Consider the following 17,821-nt stretch of genomic DNA (forward strand, 5'->3'; position numbering starts at 1 on the left):
AAGGTGTTTTTTGTTAGCTATTCTGTTTTTGCATGTGTTCTGTATCACCAATGCATTCAAAGTGTACATCACCATTTTTCTTTAAATGAAGTACGGTTAAACTCGTTCCGTGAATGAAGGGAGGATCCCACACATGATCAATGGATTGATTTTGAAAATGAGCAATCAATAGTTTCTTTACAACGGCATGTGTGACGATTAAAACAGGTTCATCATCTTCGTAATCTTCTATTACATCTTTAATTACTGGAAGTACACGTTGTAATACATCTTCAAAAGTTTCACCTTCTTCAGATTTATATTCTGTTGGGTGATTATAATAATGATGATACTGTTCAGGATATGTTCGCTTAATTTCGCTATCCGTCATGCCTTGCCACTCACCTACGTTAATTTCGCGTAGTTGTTGTTTAAAGAAAATAGGGATTTGGCGTTCACAACAAATAAATTTCGCAGTATCCACTGTTCGACCGCTAGAACTAGCATAAATAGCACTAAAAGGAATTTGCGCCAGTCTTCTACCAAGCGCGATTGCAGCTTGTTGACCCTCTTGCGTAAGAGGGGAATCAAACCAGCCTTGCATTCTCTTTTGTAAATTCCATTCTGTTTGCCCATGTCGTGTAAGATAAATTTTAACCATATTGAACCCTCCTCCATCTGCATGGACATATTGTAGCGAAGAATGAAAAAAATAGATAGCCTATATCGCATGGATTAGCTATCTATTTCATATTTCGTTTTAATTTAACTCATAAGTAACTTCTAATAGTTGTTCAGCAGAATTACATACTTGAATTGTACCCTCTGTTAAATCATCTAATAAACGTGAAATTGTATTTACATCTTCTGTTGTACTTTCATTGATTGCTTGAATACCACTCACAGCTTCAACAATTGTATGGAAGCTAGTAGATAAATCATCCTGCATTTGAACACCTTCGTTAATTTGTTCATCAACATCGTTTACGGATACAGACATATTTTCAATATTATTTTCAGTTTCTAAAATTAATTTGGATACATTTTGAACAGCTGATTTTGTTTCTTCAGCTAATTTACGAACTTCTTCAGCAACAACAGCAAAGCCTTTACCATGCTCCCCAGCACGTGCTGCTTCAATTGATGCATTCAATGCTAATAAATTTGTTTGGTCGGCAATACCTGTTACTAAATGAACAATATCATTAATTTGTTTAGAAGAGATTTTCAATTTAGACATGGTTTCGTCAAGCATTTGGACGCTTGCAGACATTTTTTGCATTAATTCATTTTGCGTATGTAGTAATGCGCGACCATTTTCAGATTTTTCTTTTGTTGAATTTACAAAGTCTAAACCTTGTTTTGTAGAAGAAGCAATTTCATCAGCTTGGCGAGATAGTGATTGGATTGCAGCGGTTGTTTCTTCACTAATCGCATTTAATTCTTCTGAAGTATTTTGAACTGTATGAATAACTTGTTGTTTTACACGACCGTGTTCATCACGAATGGCATCCACTCGATTTTCATAAGCTTCAATAACAATTTGCTGTTCAAAGTTAATCAGTTTTGTAAATGCTTTAATTGCTTGAGCAGATTCACGTGTTGAAATTTGTAAATCTTCAATAAAGTCAATGAATGAATTTGTTAGTGATTGGAATGAGTTTAAGTACCATTTTGAAGGTAGACCAATCTTAACGTGAACGTGTGCAATAATTTTTCGCTGTTCAATATATTGTGCATCAATTCGTCCATCGAACATTTCGCTGATATGCTTTGTTAGCGTTACTTTTAAACGATCAATACTAGAGTTCTGTGAAATCATATGTGTTAATTCAGGTGCTTTTACAATCGCATCATAGAATGCATCTGTCATATGTACAAAAGTATCTGCTGCAACAAATTTTAATTGATGAATAATAGCTAAGTCCTCTAATGTTAAACTAAGTAGTTCAATTTGTTTTTGTAAGTGCTGATTATGTGATAAATCAATTTTGACGTTTTTCTTATATTGTTCTATATCGAAAAAAGTCTCGTTCTTTGTCTTTTTCGAACGGTTCCAAATCATAGATGAAGCCTCCAAAATATTATAGTAAAAAAGTCTTTTTAATCTTAAAAGGGTATGTCATTTCTTTAGTCTTGTTTTTTTGAAAAAGAATAAGTAATAAGTTTTAAATGTTGGGGTGTATCATCTAATAATTTATCATTTTATTAAGAAAAAGAGAACCGTATTCAACGAAAAAAAAGAGATTTCACATAAATTTCTATATATTTGTGTTTATAGCAACAGAAATATAAAATGATGATTTAAATAGTTTTTTTGAAATAAAAAGAGTATAAAATGTATTTAACAGTGAAAAAAGTTAAGTAATAATAAAATATGAGTAATTCATATGGTTATTAATGAATAAATGATATTTTTTTGATATCGTAAATGGGTTGAAAATAAAGAGCTTACAACAGAGTAAAATTAGAGTGTTTCAAACGCGAATAATCAAATCAATTGAACACATAGAAAAAATGATTCCTGCTCGCGAAACGCATTGTTCGTATCGAAAATTGATTGAAAAGAATAATCCCATATGATTTTGAAATCATACGGGATTTTCGCTGTTAAAAATGCTTTTTTCTTAGACATACCTTACTAATCATCTTTAAAAAATCCAAGCCAACCACGTTTTTTAAATAGCATGAGCATCGCAAATACGATGAAAATCATAAGTCCTAATGTAATGAAGTATCCATAATGCCAATTCAATTCGGGCATATTCACAAAGTTCATGCCATAAACTCCTGCGATGAATGTGAGTGGGATAAAAATAGTTGATACAATGGTAAGCGTCATCATAATATTATTCATACGAATTGCGTTCATCGACATATGACTATCTCGCATGTCAGCAGTTAACTCACGATTTGATTCAACCATTTCAGTCAATTTCACGAGATGGTCGTGTACATCACTAAAATAGGCTTTTTCTTTTTGTGTTAAATTTAGGCGGTTTGAATTTAAAATCCGATATAACAAATCACGCATTGGGAGAACCGTTCTTCTTATATGGAGTAAATCATTGCGAAGGTCGAATACATCGTTCATTAAGTCTACGCTATTTTTATAATCTAACTGATCTTCAATGGTATTAAGTCGATCTTCAATAGTAAAAACAAGGGGGAAAAACTCATCGACAATTTTATCGATTGTTTGATACATGATGAAAAATGTACCGCGATCCCAGCGATTCGGATGACTTTCTAATTCACGTTTGACGATTTCAAATTCGTGAACAGGGAATTGATGATATGAGACGACAAATTTAGAAGAAATAAATAGACTAATCTCCTCAGATGTTAGTTCTTTTGGGTTTAATTTATGGACAACAGTGAAATAATAATCATCATAGTAATCTATTTTTGGACGCTGTAAACGCATCAAGGCATCTTCTACAGCTAGGGGATGAAATTGGAAAAAAGTATGCAGTAATAAATTTTCTTTTGCAGTAGGTTCTGAAAAATCAACCCAAAACCAATCGAAACGATCTTCTTTAATATGTTCTAAAGGGAAGTTTTCCACGAGCTGCTGGTCTTTTGTAAGACCTAGAGTGTAAATCATTTTGTCACCTCTTCACGATTTATTTACTCTATATCTTCCCATAATTAAATTTTTTTGTCACATCATCACAAAAATAAAATGAAACGGATGACACTGTTCATGCGTATATATAAGAAAGAAAAGGAGCGTGTTTTAGATGGAACAAGACAATAAATGGATTAAAGTTGTACTACACTCAAGTGCATATTATTTACCGATTCTACTTCCATTACTCTTTATGCTCTTAATTGATGATTCGAGAGTGAAAAGTTTATCACTACAAGCATTGTTATTCCAAATTGTTATGTCAATTCTTATTGGTATTTCAGTTGTATTCTCGTATGTGTTAATTGGAATTCCGTTTTTAATCGTCTTTGGATTAATGGGGTTCATTGTTCCAATTATCGGGATTATTCGTGCATTGCAAGGTGAGTATTGGAATTATCCAATCGTTGGACGCTGGGTTAAATAATCATAAATAGACAGATATTCTAATTGTAATGGTTAGGATGTCTGTTTTTTTATAAAACAAAAAAGGAACGAGCATTTTTATTGCAATTTATAAAACAATTTATTTATAATATAGTCAAAGATAGTCAAAGTCAGCTTGATTAAAGGAGGTGGGGACTCGACATGAAGAATATGTCGAATATTATTGAGGCGTATTTGAAAGAAATTATTGAAATGGGCGGTAATGGACACATTGAGATTAAACGAAGTGAGATTGCAGACCGCTTCCAATGTGTACCGTCGCAAATAAATTACGTCATCAATACAAGATTCACAGTAGAGAGAGGTTATATCGTCGAAAGTAAACGTGGAGGTGGGGGGTATATTCGCATTTTACGTGTACGTACGAACTCGAAAACAGAACTGTTAGACGATATTCTATCTCAAATCAATTATCAAATCTCGCAAACGGCTGCAGAGGATATTGTACATCGCTTAACTGAAGAGCAAGCAATTACAAAACGTGAGGCAAAGCTCATTCTTACTGCTATGGACCGAGAAGTCATTGCGATTGATTTACCATATCGTGATCAGCTCCGCTCTCGTATTTTACAAGCAATGCTAGTAGCACTGAAGTATGAAAAAGAATCTTAAAAGAAGGTGTATAGAGGATGATCTGTGAAAACTGTAAACAACGTCCAGCTACTGTCACCATTACGATGACAAAAAATAATGAAGAAGTCGTAAAACACTACTGCGAAGTTTGCAGTGGGCAACAAGATTATTTGCATATAGATGAAGAAGTAAAGCCTGTGACAATCGAACAAATCTTTTCGGACTGGTTTGGTATTCCAACATGGTCATCCAACGCACCTCAGTCAAAACAACCACCGCAAGAAAAGCAGCAATGCGAGACATGTGGTATGACGTACCAACAGTTTTTAAAAGAAGGTAAATTTAATTGTCCAAATTGTTATCATGCTTTTTATGAACGTTTGCCTGAAGTATTTAAAAGACTTCATAATGGTGCAACAGAACATACTGGTAAGATACCGGGCGGATTAAATAAAACATATCAAATTAAAAAAGAGATTGAAGTATTACGTCAGAAGATGAAATCAGCTGTAGAGCAAGAAGAGTTTGAAGAAGCAGCAAAACTTCGAGATGAGGTAAAGCAACTTGAAAAACAGTTAACGCAAGGTGGTGCAGCGAACGATGAAAATTGATCATTTTCTAAAAGGTGACAATATTAGTTGGATGGCTGGCGATGGTGAGCACGGTGATATTGTCATGAGTACACGTATTCGTTTAGCGCGTAACATGTCTGCGTATCGTTTCCCACGTGCTTTTAGTGAAGAAGAAGCGATGGCTGTTGATCGTCAAGTGAGTAGTGCTTTACTCGATTGTGAAACACTTCAAACACCACTCTATCATTTTGATTTGGGGCAAAGACCTTCTTTGCAAAAACAAATTTTAGTAGAGAAGCATTTAATTAGTCCGCAACTTGCGAAAAAAGAACGGATTGGTTCGATTCTCGTATCTGAAGATGAATCAATTAGTGTCATGATTAACGAAGAAGACCACATTCGTATTCAATGTTTAGAACCAGGACTTAATCTTAAAAAAGCTTTACTAAAAGCAAATGAAATTGATGATTGTATTGAAAAACACGTGAACTATGCATTTGATGAACAATTTGGTTATATGACTACTTGTCCGACGAATGTAGGAACAGGGTTACGTGCTTCCGTCATGATGCACTTACCAGCTCTTACGATGACGAATCAAGTTCGTGCCTTAATCAATATGATGCCACGACTCGGTTTAATCGTACGTGGAATCTATGGTGAAGGAACCGAAGCTGTAGGGAATTATTATCAAATTTCAAATCAAGTAACACTTGGTAAATCAGAAGAAGAAATCATTCAAGAATTAGAAACAATTGTAGAACAAGTTGTTGCAAAAGAAGTAGAAGCTAGAAAGGCGATGTTAGAACATGCGCCGATTGCAATTTCAGACCGTTTGCATCGCTCGCTAGGAGTCTTACAAACAGCTCGAATCCTATCGAGTACAGAAGCTGCGAATTGTTTATCTAACGTGCGTTTGGGTATAGATTTAGGTATCATACAAAGAATTCCAAATGAAGTTTTAAATAAATGTATGCTGATTATGCAACCAGGCTTCTTACAACAATATACAGGTACAACATTGAAGCCAAATGAGCGAGATGTGTACCGCGCGACATTGATTCGCGACATGATTGGCGAAGCATGCCAACATAAATTGGAAGATGAAGGAGAGGACTCATATGATGTTTAATCGATTTACACAAAGAGCTCAAAAAGTATTGCAATTAGCACAAGAAGAAGCCGTTCGTATGAAGCATGAAGCGATTGGAACAGAACACATCTTACTTGGATTAATTCGAGAAGGTGGCGGAATCGCTGCAAAAGCTCTTGAGGCTATTGAAGTGAGTCCTGAAATGATTGAAGAAGGCATTGAAGAACTTGTTGGTACAGGTTCTAAAAATGTTGGGCCAATCGTTCATTACACACCTCGTGCTAAAAAAGTCATTGAGTTATCAGTAGATGAATCTCGTAAATTAGGTCATTCATATATCGGAACAGAGCACATTTTATTAGCTCTTATTCGTGAAGGTGAAGGTGTTGCTGCACGTGTATTAAATAATGCAGGTGTTAGCTTAAATAAAGCGCGTCAACAAGTGTTACAACTGCTTGGTAGTGCAGATGCAGGTCAAAATGGTAATGCTGCTGCACCGACAGCAAATACGCCAACATTAGATAGCTTAGCGCGTGATTTAACAGAGATGGCGCGTGAAGGTAATTTAGATCCAGTAATTGGACGTAGTAAAGAAATTACACGTGTGATTGAAGTATTATCTCGTCGTACAAAAAACAACCCTGTTATTATCGGTGAACCAGGTGTAGGTAAAACAGCGATTGCAGAAGGATTAGCACAACAAATTGTGAATAATGAAGTGCCTGAAATCCTACGTGATAAGCGTGTTATGACACTTGATATGGGGACGGTAGTTGCAGGTACAAAATATCGTGGTGAGTTTGAAGATCGCTTGAAAAAAGTGATGGACGAAATACGCCAAGCAGGTAACGTTATCTTATTCATTGATGAGTTACACACATTGATTGGAGCGGGTGGTGCAGAAGGTGCAATTGATGCATCAAATATCTTAAAACCTTCTCTAGCGCGTGGTGAACTACAATGTATCGGTGCAACAACATTAGATGAGTATCGTAAATACATTGAAAAAGATGCTGCATTAGAACGTCGTTTCCAACCAATTCAAGTAGATGAACCTTCTGTAGAAGAAGCGATTCAAATTATCGAAGGTTTACGTGATCGTTATGAAGCGCATCACCGTGTGAAAATCTCAGATGTTGCAGTAGAGGCAGCTGTTAAAATGAGTGACCGTTATATTTCAGATCGTTTCTTACCAGATAAAGCGATTGATTTAATTGACGAAGCAGGTTCAAAAGTACGCTTACGCTCTTACACAACACCTCCGAACTTGAAAGAGTTAGAAGTTCAATTAGAAGCACTTCGCTCAGAAAAGAATGAAGCGGTGCAAAGTCAAGAGTTTGAAAAAGCGGCGAACCTACGCGATTCTGAACAAAAATTAGTAGCGCAATTAGAAGAGACAAAGAAACAATGGAAAGAAGACCAAGGTCGTTCAGAGTCTGAAGTGACAGTGAATGATATTGCAGAAGTTGTTTCGATGTGGACAGGCATTCCAGTTGCAAAGCTAGAACAAGAAGAGTCTACAAAGTTACTAAATTTAGAAGAAGAATTACACAAACGTGTAGTAGGGCAAAGTGAAGCAGTTGAAGCAATCTCTCGTGCGATTCGTCGTGCTCGTGCAGGGTTAAAAGATCCAAAACGTCCGATTGGTTCATTCATCTTCTTAGGACCTACTGGTGTAGGTAAAACAGAATTAGCTCGTGCGTTAGCTGAAGTTATGTTCGGTGAAGAAGATGCGATGATTCGCGTTGATATGTCTGAGTACATGGAAAAACATTCTACTTCTCGTTTAGTTGGTTCACCTCCAGGCTATGTAGGATTCGACGAAGGTGGTCAATTAACAGAAAAAGTACGTCGTAAACCATATTCAGTTATCTTACTAGATGAAATTGAAAAAGCGCATCCAGACGTATTCAACATTCTATTACAAGTACTAGATGATGGGCGTTTAACAGACTCAAAAGGACGCGTTGTTGATTTCCGTAACACAGTCGTTATTATGACTTCAAATATTGGTGCAGAAGCATTGAAATACCGTAAATCTCTTGGTTTCGGCGCACAAGAGAAAAAACAATCACAAGAAAATTCAAAACAAGTGATGTTAGAAGAACTGAAAAAAGCATTCCGTCCAGAGTTTTTAAACCGTGTGGATGAAATGATTGTCTTCCATGCACTTGAGAAGAAAGAATTGAATGAGATTGTTGAAAAAATGGCAGCTCAATTAACAAAACGTCTAAAAGAACAAAACATCGAATTAGAATTAACAGAAGCTGCATTAGATCGAATTGCAAATGAAGGTTATGACCCAGAATATGGTGCAAGACCACTACGTCGTGCAATTCAGAAAAATGTAGAAGACCGTTTATCAGAAGAAATTCTAAAAGGTACAGTTCTAACAGATCAAGTTGTTGTATTTGATGTACAAGATGGCGATTTTGTTGTTCATGTCAAAGAAAAAGCGAAAAACTAATTTTAGATAGGTGAAAACCTGTACGAAATTAAAATTCAAAAACACTCCAAACAGACGTTTGGGGTGTTTTGCTTTATAATAAGGGAATATGAATACGGAGGTGCACAAAGTGGCAAAGAAAAAAACAAAGTTTATGTGTACAGGGTGCGGTTATGAAGCACCAAAATGGATGGGGCGTTGTCCAGGTTGTGGTGAATGGAATACGATGATTGAAGATGTTGAGATTGTACAAAAAGGCCCTCGCGGTGCATTCCAACATACAGTGAGTAAATCACAACAAAAAGCTATGCCGATTATTTCAGTCGAAACACAAGAAGAACCACGTGTACAAACAGAATTACACGAGTTGAATCGCGTGTTAGGTGGTGGTGTTGTACCAGGTTCGCTTGTCTTAATCGGTGGCGACCCAGGGATTGGGAAATCGACATTATTACTACAAGTGTCTGCTTTATTATCGAATCAAGGACATCGCGTTTTATATATATCTGGTGAGGAATCAGTTCGCCAAACGAAGCTACGCGCAGAACGCTTAGGGGTAAAATCTGCTGAACTCTATATCTATTCTGAAACAAATTTAGAATTTTTACATGAAACAATTGAAGAAGTACAGCCGAAGTTTGTGATTGTCGATTCCATTCAAACCGTACATCATCCAGAAGTAACGAGTGCACCTGGGAGTGTATCGCAAGTACGTGAATGTACAGCGGAATTAATGCGTATTGCAAAAACGAAAAATATCGCTATTTTCTTAGTTGGTCATGTAACGAAAGAAGGGCAAATTGCAGGACCGCGTATTTTAGAACATATGGTAGATACCGTTCTTTATTTTGAAGGAGAACGTCATCACACATATCGTATTTTACGCAGTCAAAAAAATCGATTCGGTTCTACGAATGAAATTGCGATTTTTGAAATGTTGCAAGGTGGGTTGAAGGAAGTACTAAATCCATCAGAGTTATTTTTACAGGAACGTTCACAAGGTGCGCCTGGCTCTACAGTTGTCGCCTCAATGGAAGGAACAAGACCGATCCTAGTAGAGATTCAAGCTCTTGTAACACCATCAAGTTTTAACTATCCAAAACGCATGGCAACAGGATTGGATCAAAATCGAATTTCATTATTAATGGCTGTTTTAGAAAAACGTATGGGTTTAATGCTACAAGCACAGGATGCTTATATTAAAGTAGCAGGTGGTGTAAAGTTAGACGAACCTGCCATCGATTTAGCCGTCCTAGTATGTATCGTATCGAGTTTTAAAGATGCGAATGCTAACGCTACGGACTGTTTTGTAGGTGAGGTTGGTTTAACGGGTGAAGTGCGACGTGTATCACGTATCGAACAACGTGTTCAAGAAGCAGCGAAACTCGGTTTCAAACGCGCGATTATTCCAGCATCTAACTTAGGTGGTTGGGAGTACCCAGAAGGGATTCAAGTGATGGGTGTAGAGACAGTAAACCAAGCTTTGAAAATTGCGTTCAAAGAAATGTAATGATTTCAAAAAGAAAATGACAAAACGTCCACCTCAAAAGAGAGTTTAGTTGGCAAAGTATGTATAATGAGCTCAAGGGGAGGTGAGAGAAATGTTAAAACGAATCGTTCAAGTCGCATTTTTGTTCATCGGGGGTACATTAGGGTTTATATTATTACCGCCATTATTCGATGTTATTCATTTAAGTTCAAACTCTTGGATTAACAATCCCTATGTGACGGTTTCGCTTGGTGCAGTTCTTTTATTCATTCTGTCATTTGTATTGGCAGATCCGTTTATTCGGTTTATGAAATTCTTTGAAGAGCGCCTATTAAAAGCACCTGTGGGCGACTTGTTATTTGGAACAATTGGTTTAATCATCGGTTTAACATTAGCGTTTTTAGTTGGTGTCGCACTTGATGGTCTTCATTTAGCAGTAATTAGTGATATTGCACCAATCCTATTATCCATTGTTTTAGGATATGTTTTCTTCCAAGTCGGCTTCAAAAAACGCGACGAATTAATGTCTGTTTTCACATCGCGTTCTAATAAGAAAAAAGAAGCTGATGTAGGTGCGGAGAGTTTTAACGAAGTAGGTTACAAGCTGCTTGATACAAGTGTTATTATTGACGGTCGTATTGCAGATATTTCAAAAACCGGATTTATTGAAGGTATTTTAGTTGTTCCGCAATTTGTATTAACGGAATTACAGCATATTGCCGACTCATCTGATACATTAAAGCGTACAAGAGGTCGACGAGGACTTGATATTTTAAAAGTACTTCAAGATGCTTCAAATTCAAATGTCTTAATTACTGAAATCGATTTTGAAGATGTACCTGAAGTGGATTTAAAATTAGTACGTCTGGCTAAAAAGATGGGTGCGCAGATTCTAACGAATGATTTTAACTTAAATAAAGTATGTGAGCTACACAAAGTAAGTGTGTTGAACATTAATGACTTAGCCAACGCAGTAAAACCTGTCGTCATTCCAGGTGAAGAAATGAATGTCGTCGTTATCAAAGATGGTAAAGAACATAATCAAGGGGTTGCCTACTTAGACGATGGTACGATGATTGTTGTAGAAGAAGGAAAGTCATATATTGGAAAAGCGATTGTTGTAATTGTGACGTCTGTTCTCCAAACTTCAGCAGGACGAATGATTTTTGCTAAGCCAAAAAACCATAAATAATGGTAGTATAAATGTATAAATGAACAGGGGCTGTCCCCAAGAACCAATTGAGGTTTTTTACGGACAAGCCCCTTTTATATTGAAGGAGTGTACGTTATATGCAGTATGACGTGATTTTGCCTGCTGCTGGTAGTGGGAAACGAATGGGCGCTAATCAAAATAAGTTGTTTTTAGAACTAGCAGGTGTACCTATTTTGATTCATACATTACGTGTTTTCGAACAAGATACGCAGTGTCGAGCAATTTATTTAGCTGTAAAATCAGAAGAACGTGATTATATTCAGCAACAATTGGCACAATATGAAATTCATAAAGTAGTTGCGATGCCTGATGGTGGTGAAGAACGCCAGCATAGTGTTTATGCGTGTATGCAAGAAATCAAGAATAGTGAAATTGTTCTTGTTCATGATGCAGCAAGACCATTCATTGAATTACCGACGATACATGAGCTTGTACAACAGGCAACAGAAAAGGGTGCAGCAATCGCAGGTGTTCGAGCAAAAGATACAATGAAGAATGTACAAGATGGTAAAATACAAGAAACGGTGGATCGTTCAAATCTCTGGATGATTCAAACACCACAAGCGTTTCGTTTTGAATTATTAAATCGTGCAGAACAACAAGCAGCAGCGGACGGTTTTTTAGGAACCGATGAAGCGATGCTAGTGGAACGACTAGATGAATCTATCTATATTGTAGAAAGTAGTTATGAAAATATAAAAATGACAACCAAAGAAGACTTAGTTTTTGGTGAAGCGATTTTAAATCGTAGAACAGGAGGACATTCATATGTTTAGAATTGGACAAGGTTTTGATGTACATGAGTTTGCGGAAGGACGACCATTAATTATTGGTGGTATTACAATTCCACACGAAAAAGGATTAATTGGACACTCAGATGCAGATGTATTGTTACATACGGTAACAGATGCAGCATTAGGCGCAATCGGTGAAGGTGATATCGGACGACACTTCCCAGATACAGACCCAGAGTTCAAAGATGCAGATTCAGCAAAATTATTAGCGTACATTTGGAAGATTGTTGAGGAGAAAGGGTATAAGTTAGGAAACGTAGATTGTACAATCATGGCACAACGTCCTAAAATGGCTCCGTACATTGAACCAATGCGTAATCGTATTGCAGAACTATTAAATGCAGAACCAGATCAAGTGAATGTGAAAGCAACAACAACAGAAAAGCTTGGATTTGTTGGTCGTGAAGAAGGTATTGCAGCAATGGCAACAATTTTGTTAATCAAAGCCTGAGTTCCTTTAAATTTCAAGGAGCGAGTGGTAAAATGAGAAAAGTTGAATTTTTCTCGACAAATTAGGAGGATCTGAATTATGACTAAAAAAGTTCGTGTACGTTACGCACCAAGTCCAACAGGACATTTACACATCGGTGGCGCACGTACAGCATTATTTAATTATCTATACGCAAAACATTATGATGGGGATTTCGTATTCCGTATTGAAGATACAGATGTAGCTCGTAACATCGAAGGCGGAGAAGAATCTCAACTTCACAACCTTGAATGGTTAGGCATCATCCCTGTAGAATCACCAATCATTGGCGGTCCATACGGTCCATATCGTCAAATGGAACGTTTAGACACATATACAGAGCATGCACAACAATTACTTGAAAAAGGTCTTGCTTACAAATGTTTCTGTACATCAGAAGAATTAGAAGCAGAACGCGAAGCGCAACGTGCAAATGGTGTAGCCGCTCCTATGTATAAAGGGACTTGTCGTCACTTAACTGCAGAAGAAGTTGCAGAAAAAGAAGCAGCGGGTTTACCATACACGATTCGCTTTAAAGTACCAGCAGAAGAAACATATGTAGTTGATGATTTAATTCGTGGCGAAGTAACGTTTGAATCAAAAGACATCGGTGACTGGGTAATCGTAAAAGCAAATGGAATCCCAACATACAACTATGCCGTTGTTTTAGATGATCACTTAATGGAGATGACACACATCTTCCGTGGTGAAGAGCATCTATCAAACACACCAAAACAAATGATGATTTACCGTGCATTTGGTTGGGAAGTACCTCGTTTTGGTCATATGACATTAATCGTAAACGAAAACCATAAAAAATTATCAAAACGTGATGAGTCAATTATTCAATTCATCTCACAATATAAAGATTTAGGTTACTTACCAGAAGCAATGGTCAACTTCCTTGCATTACTTGGTTGGTCTCCAGAGGGTGAAGAAGAAATCTTCTCAATGGATGAGTTAATCGCTCAATTCACTGAAAAACGTTTAACAAAATCACCTTCTATGTACGATACTCAAAAGTTAAAATGGATGAACAACCAATACATGAAGAAGTTATCGCATGAGCAAGTGGTTGAACTATGCTTACCATTCTTACAAAAAGAAGGTCTTGTTCCTGAAAATCCAACAGAAGAAGAAGCGGCGTGGGCATCTCGTTTAATCGGCTTATACCATGAGCAAATGAGTTACGGTGCAGAAATCGTTGAATTATCAGCACAATTCTTCACAGACGCATTAACATATAATGAAGAAGAACAAGAAGTATTAGCTGGTGAACAAGTTTCAGAAGTAATGGCTTCATTCAAAGCACAACTAGAAGCACTTGAAGACTACGTAGCACCAGAAATTAAAAAGGCGATCAAAGCTGTTCAAAAAGAAACAGGTCATAAAGGTAAAAATCTATTCATGCCAATTCGTGTTGCAACAACAGGCGAAATGCATGGACCAGAATTAACAGATGCACTTGAACTTTTAGGTAAAGAAACAGTCATTGCACGCATCGAACCATTTATTAAATAAGTTTTCTTTTTTGCAAAGACATTGTAGAATAGAGTTACTTATACAACATAAAGCGTTGAAGAGGAGAAGTACGTGACGCAAGCTCGAAAAAGAGAGGACCATCATCGGCTGAAAGTGGTCTGAGCCTCTGTAAAGCAGAAATGCACCTCTGAGTATTTGATTGAACCATGTTTTTAATGGGGTAGGTCAAATCGGTTTGTCACCGTTATCGACCTTGAGTGGAATAGAGGCTGATTAGTCCTATTCAATCAGAGTGGAACCGCGTACTTTCTCGCCTCTGTCTATCTTTACGATAGATGGAGGTTTTTTTATTAAACTTAATATCTAAAGGAGTGTTTCATTTGGCTATTCAAATTTTTAATACATTAACACGCGAAAAAGAAGAATTTAAACCAATCGAAGAAGGAAAGGTGCGCATGTATGTATGTGGACCAACTGTTTACAACTACATTCATATCGGAAATGCACGTCCAGTAATCGTTTATGATACAGTTCGTCGCTATTTAACATACCGTGGTTATGAAGTAGATTACGTTTCAAACTTCACAGATGTAGACGACAAAATCATCAAAGCAGCAAATGAATTAGGTGAAGACGTATCTGAATTAACAGAGCGTTTCATTGCAGCATATTTTGAAGATATTACAGCACTAGGAGCGCAAAAAGCAGATGCCCATCCACGTGTAACAGAACATATGGATGAAATTATTGAGTTCATTGATGTATTAGTACAAAAAGGATATGCGTATGAATCACAAGGTGATGTGTATTACCGTACACGTAAATTTAAAAATTACGGACAATTATCACATCAATCTGTAGATGATTTAAAAGTAGGCGCGCGTATTGAAGCAGGAACAAAAAAAGAAGATGACTTAGATTTCGCATTATGGAAAGCTGCAAAACCAGGTGAGATCTCATGGAAGAGTCCTTGGGGCGAAGGTCGTCCAGGTTGGCATATCGAATGTTCTGTTATGGTTCACAATCATTTTGGTGATACAATCGATATTCACGCTGGTGGACAAGATTTGAAATTCCCTCACCATGAAAACGAGATTGCACAATCAGAAGCTTATACAGATAAAAAATTCTCAAATTATTGGATGCATAACGGGTATATCAATATTGATAACGAAAAAATGTCAAAATCACTAGGTAACTTTATTTTAGTACATGACATCATTCAACAAATTGACCCACAAGTGTTACGATTCTTTATTCTATCTGTACATTACCGTAACCCAATTAACTTTGCGCAAGACTTGGTGGAAGCAGCAGCGAATGGTTTAGATCGCCTTCGTACAACGCATCAAAACTTACAACATCGTTTAAAAGCAGCAACGAATTTAGTTGAGGTAGACGAAGCTGAATTACAAATTATTGAAGATGCAAAAGCTTATTTTGTTGAATCAATGGATGACGATTTCAATACAGCAAATGCCATTTCAGCACTATTCACCATTTCAACTGCTGCAAATAAATATTTAACAGCTGAAAATACAAACACAGAAGTTTTAGAAGCTTATAAAACAGCACTAGAAGAATTAACAGGTGTATTAGGTATTCAATTAGCGCAAGCAGAGGAATTATTAGACGCAGACATCGATGCGTTAATCGAAGAACGCCAGCAAGCTCGTAAAGACCGCAACTTTGCACGCGCAGATGAAATTCGCGATATCTTAAAAGAACAAAACATCATTTTAGAAGATACACGTCAAGGTGTACGTTGGAAACGAGGCTAATCAATTGGGACAATTACGAGATATTGATGTAAAACAATTGAATGCTTTAGCGCTTGCTTATATGGGAGATTCTGTTTTAGAAATTGCAGTACGTGAACATTTATTGCGTAATGGTAAAGTGAAGCCGAATATTTTACATCGTGAAGCAACGCGCTATGTTTCTGCGAAAGCACAAGCAAAAGTTGTACGAAAAATGATTGAAGAAGAGTTCTTTACGGAAGATGAAGCGGGCGTATTAAGAAGAGGACGCAACGCAAAATCAGGTTCTGTACCGAAGAATACAGACGTACAAACATATCATTACAGTTCAGCATTTGAAGCTGTTTTAGGTTATTTATATTTATTAGGACAAGAAGAACGTATAGCGGAAATAATTTCCTATACGATTGAAACAGTGGAAGCTGAGAAATAGGAGGTTATCAATATGGATAACAGACGAGGTAAACGAGAGGAACGTGATCGTCGCGGTAATAAAATTACACGCGATGGTCGCAAACCTAAAAAACATACAAGAAGACCATACGAAGAGCCAAAAGAAATCGTAGAAGTTGTCGAGGTAGAACAAAAAGATAAAGAAATGATTGCAGGTAAAAACCCTGTATTAGAAGCATTGCGCGCGACACGCGATATTAATAAAATTTGGGTAGCAGAAGGTGTAAAAAAAGCAGGGATTGCAGAACTGCTTGAATTGGCAAAAGAACGTGGAATTGTTGTACAATTTGTACCAAAACAAAAAGTCGACGGTCTAACTTCTGAAAACCATCAAGGTGTTGTTGCATCAGTAGCTGCATATAATTATGCGGAATTAAATGATATTTTTGCGATTGCTGAAGAACGTGGTGAAGATCCATTTATTTTAATTTTAGATGAATTAGAAGACCCGCATAATTTAGGTTCAATTATGCGTACAGCAGATGCTGTTGGTGCACATGGCATCATCATTCCAAAACGTCGCTCAGTTGCTTTAACAGCAGTGGTAGCAAAAGCTTCAACTGGTGCAATTGAGTACATTCCAACAGTACGTGTCGGTAATTTATCGCAAATCGTTGATGAATTAAAAGAGCGTGGTGTATGGATTGCTGGGACAGATGCAAAAGGTTCTGAAGATTATCGTCGCATGGATGCAACATTACCTCTTGCCATCATTATTGGTAGTGAGGGCAAAGGAATGAGTCGAGTATTAAAAGAGAAGTGTGACTTCCTTTACAATTTACCAATGGTTGGACATGTTACGTCATTAAACGCCTCGGTAGCTGCATCATTATTGATGTATGAAGTGTACCGTAAGCGTCACGAATTATAAGTGATTGCCTATGGATATTATGTTGGTAGATGGGTATAACATCATCGGAGCTTGGAAAGAGCTACAAGAATTAAAAAAGCATGGACTAATTGAAGCACGTGATCGTTTAATTGAAATGATGGCAGATTACCAAGCGTATTCAGGCATGAAAGTAATCGTCGTTTTCGATGCATACCTTGTCCCAGGGAATGCGACCAAACTGAAAAAACACGAAGTCGAAGTTATTTTTACAAAATCAAAAGAAACAGCAGATGCTCGTATTGAAAAATTATCGAATGAGTTAATGTCACGTCGAACAAAAGTTTATGTAGCCACAAATGATATGGCTGAACAAAATGTCATTTTTGGTAATGGTGCACTAAGAAAATCAGCGCGTGAATTTGAAATCGATGTTCAAACTGCTCAAAAAGGTATTGAAGAAAAAGTACGACAAACGCTGAAAGAAAAACCTGTGCGTCCACTAAATATGTCAGAAGAAGTACATGAAGCGCTTGAAAAAATGCGTAGAGGAAAATTTTAGGTATATGGATAAATATTGTTAGTTACGTT

The 17,821-nt window shown here is 36.9% G+C and carries 17 protein-coding genes; 14 read left to right on the plus strand and 3 right to left on the minus strand.

The window, feature by feature from the left end; all coding sequences use genetic code 11:
- Positions 1 to 13: 13 nt before the first annotated feature.
- From ACKVQX_RS12745 to corA, 3 genes are all read right to left on the minus strand, one after another.
- Entirely contained in the window at positions 14 to 640 is a 627-nt protein-coding gene (locus tag ACKVQX_RS12745) for a histidine phosphatase family protein (protein ID WP_068450061.1), read from the minus strand.
- A gap of 99 nt (positions 641 to 739) precedes the next feature.
- On the minus strand, positions 740 to 2,044 hold the full coding sequence (locus ACKVQX_RS12750) for a globin-coupled sensor protein (RefSeq protein ID WP_087681992.1): 1,305 nt from the start codon (positions 2,042 to 2,044) through the stop codon (positions 740 to 742).
- Between the two features lie 576 nt (positions 2,045 to 2,620).
- Complete coding sequence (gene corA / locus ACKVQX_RS12755) at positions 2,621 to 3,586, minus strand: magnesium/cobalt transporter CorA (protein WP_087681991.1); 966 nt, start codon at positions 3,584 to 3,586, stop codon at positions 2,621 to 2,623.
- 136 nt (positions 3,587 to 3,722) lie between these two features.
- Between corA and ACKVQX_RS12760 the strand changes: the two genes are divergently transcribed.
- The 14 genes from ACKVQX_RS12760 (at position 3,723) to ACKVQX_RS12825 (ending at position 17,792) form a co-directional block, all read left to right on the plus strand.
- The gene (locus ACKVQX_RS12760; RefSeq protein WP_068450068.1) at positions 3,723 to 4,037 is read left to right on the plus strand and encodes a DUF4870 domain-containing protein; all 315 of its coding nucleotides are present in this window, start codon (positions 3,723 to 3,725) and stop codon (positions 4,035 to 4,037) included.
- A gap of 161 nt (positions 4,038 to 4,198) precedes the next feature.
- The gene (locus ACKVQX_RS12765; RefSeq protein WP_068450070.1) at positions 4,199 to 4,669 is read left to right on the plus strand and encodes a CtsR family transcriptional regulator; all 471 of its coding nucleotides are present in this window, start codon (positions 4,199 to 4,201) and stop codon (positions 4,667 to 4,669) included.
- 17 nt (positions 4,670 to 4,686) lie between these two features.
- Complete coding sequence (locus tag ACKVQX_RS12770) at positions 4,687 to 5,241, plus strand: UvrB/UvrC motif-containing protein (RefSeq protein WP_068450072.1); 555 nt, start codon at positions 4,687 to 4,689, stop codon at positions 5,239 to 5,241.
- The gene (locus ACKVQX_RS12775; protein WP_409136389.1) at positions 5,231 to 6,334 is read left to right on the plus strand and encodes a protein arginine kinase; all 1,104 of its coding nucleotides are present in this window, start codon (positions 5,231 to 5,233) and stop codon (positions 6,332 to 6,334) included. The genes ACKVQX_RS12770 and ACKVQX_RS12775 overlap by 11 nt, the downstream gene beginning before the upstream one ends.
- Entirely contained in the window at positions 6,324 to 8,762 is a 2,439-nt protein-coding gene (locus tag ACKVQX_RS12780) for an ATP-dependent Clp protease ATP-binding subunit (RefSeq protein WP_068450076.1), read from the plus strand. Before ACKVQX_RS12775 ends, ACKVQX_RS12780 begins: the two co-directional genes overlap by 11 nt.
- Positions 8,763 to 8,871: 109 nt before the next feature.
- On the plus strand, positions 8,872 to 10,251 hold the full coding sequence (gene radA, locus ACKVQX_RS12785; RefSeq protein WP_068450078.1) for a DNA repair protein RadA: 1,380 nt from the start codon (positions 8,872 to 8,874) through the stop codon (positions 10,249 to 10,251).
- 91 nt (positions 10,252 to 10,342) lie between these two features.
- Entirely contained in the window at positions 10,343 to 11,422 is a 1,080-nt protein-coding gene (locus ACKVQX_RS12790) for a PIN/TRAM domain-containing protein (RefSeq protein ID WP_409136390.1), read from the plus strand.
- A 98-nt stretch (positions 11,423 to 11,520) separates the two neighbouring features.
- Positions 11,521 to 12,219, plus strand: a complete 699-nt coding sequence (ispD, locus tag ACKVQX_RS12795; RefSeq protein WP_325922554.1) for a 2-C-methyl-D-erythritol 4-phosphate cytidylyltransferase — start codon at positions 11,521 to 11,523, stop codon at positions 12,217 to 12,219.
- The gene (gene ispF, locus ACKVQX_RS12800; RefSeq protein WP_068450084.1) at positions 12,212 to 12,688 is read left to right on the plus strand and encodes a 2-C-methyl-D-erythritol 2,4-cyclodiphosphate synthase; all 477 of its coding nucleotides are present in this window, start codon (positions 12,212 to 12,214) and stop codon (positions 12,686 to 12,688) included. Before ispD ends, ispF begins: the two co-directional genes overlap by 8 nt.
- Before the next feature lie 78 nt (positions 12,689 to 12,766).
- On the plus strand, positions 12,767 to 14,227 hold the full coding sequence (gene gltX / locus ACKVQX_RS12805) for a glutamate--tRNA ligase (protein ID WP_121176055.1): 1,461 nt from the start codon (positions 12,767 to 12,769) through the stop codon (positions 14,225 to 14,227).
- Positions 14,228 to 14,568: 341 nt separating this feature from the next.
- Positions 14,569 to 15,969, plus strand: a complete 1,401-nt coding sequence (cysS, locus tag ACKVQX_RS12810; protein WP_087681984.1) for a cysteine--tRNA ligase — start codon at positions 14,569 to 14,571, stop codon at positions 15,967 to 15,969.
- Between the two features lie 4 nt (positions 15,970 to 15,973).
- Positions 15,974 to 16,381 carry a Mini-ribonuclease 3 gene (locus tag ACKVQX_RS12815; RefSeq protein WP_276309703.1) on the plus strand — a complete coding sequence of 136 codons (408 nt, stop codon included), beginning with the start codon at positions 15,974 to 15,976 and terminating at the stop codon, positions 16,379 to 16,381.
- A 165-nt stretch (positions 16,382 to 16,546) separates the two neighbouring features.
- Positions 16,547 to 17,272 (plus strand): 23S rRNA (guanosine(2251)-2'-O)-methyltransferase RlmB, encoded by a 726-nt coding sequence (gene rlmB, locus ACKVQX_RS12820; protein ID WP_231727016.1) that lies wholly within the window; start codon positions 16,547 to 16,549, stop codon positions 17,270 to 17,272.
- Positions 17,273 to 17,282: 10 nt separating this feature from the next.
- The gene (locus ACKVQX_RS12825) at positions 17,283 to 17,792 is read left to right on the plus strand and encodes an NYN domain-containing protein (protein WP_068450092.1); all 510 of its coding nucleotides are present in this window, start codon (positions 17,283 to 17,285) and stop codon (positions 17,790 to 17,792) included.
- Positions 17,793 to 17,821: the final 29 nt, after the last annotated feature.

Origin of the sequence: Kurthia sp. ISK08 (genome assembly GCF_046159805.1) — a bacterium.
Lineage (GTDB): Bacteria > Bacillota > Bacilli > Bacillales_A > Planococcaceae > Kurthia > Kurthia gibsonii.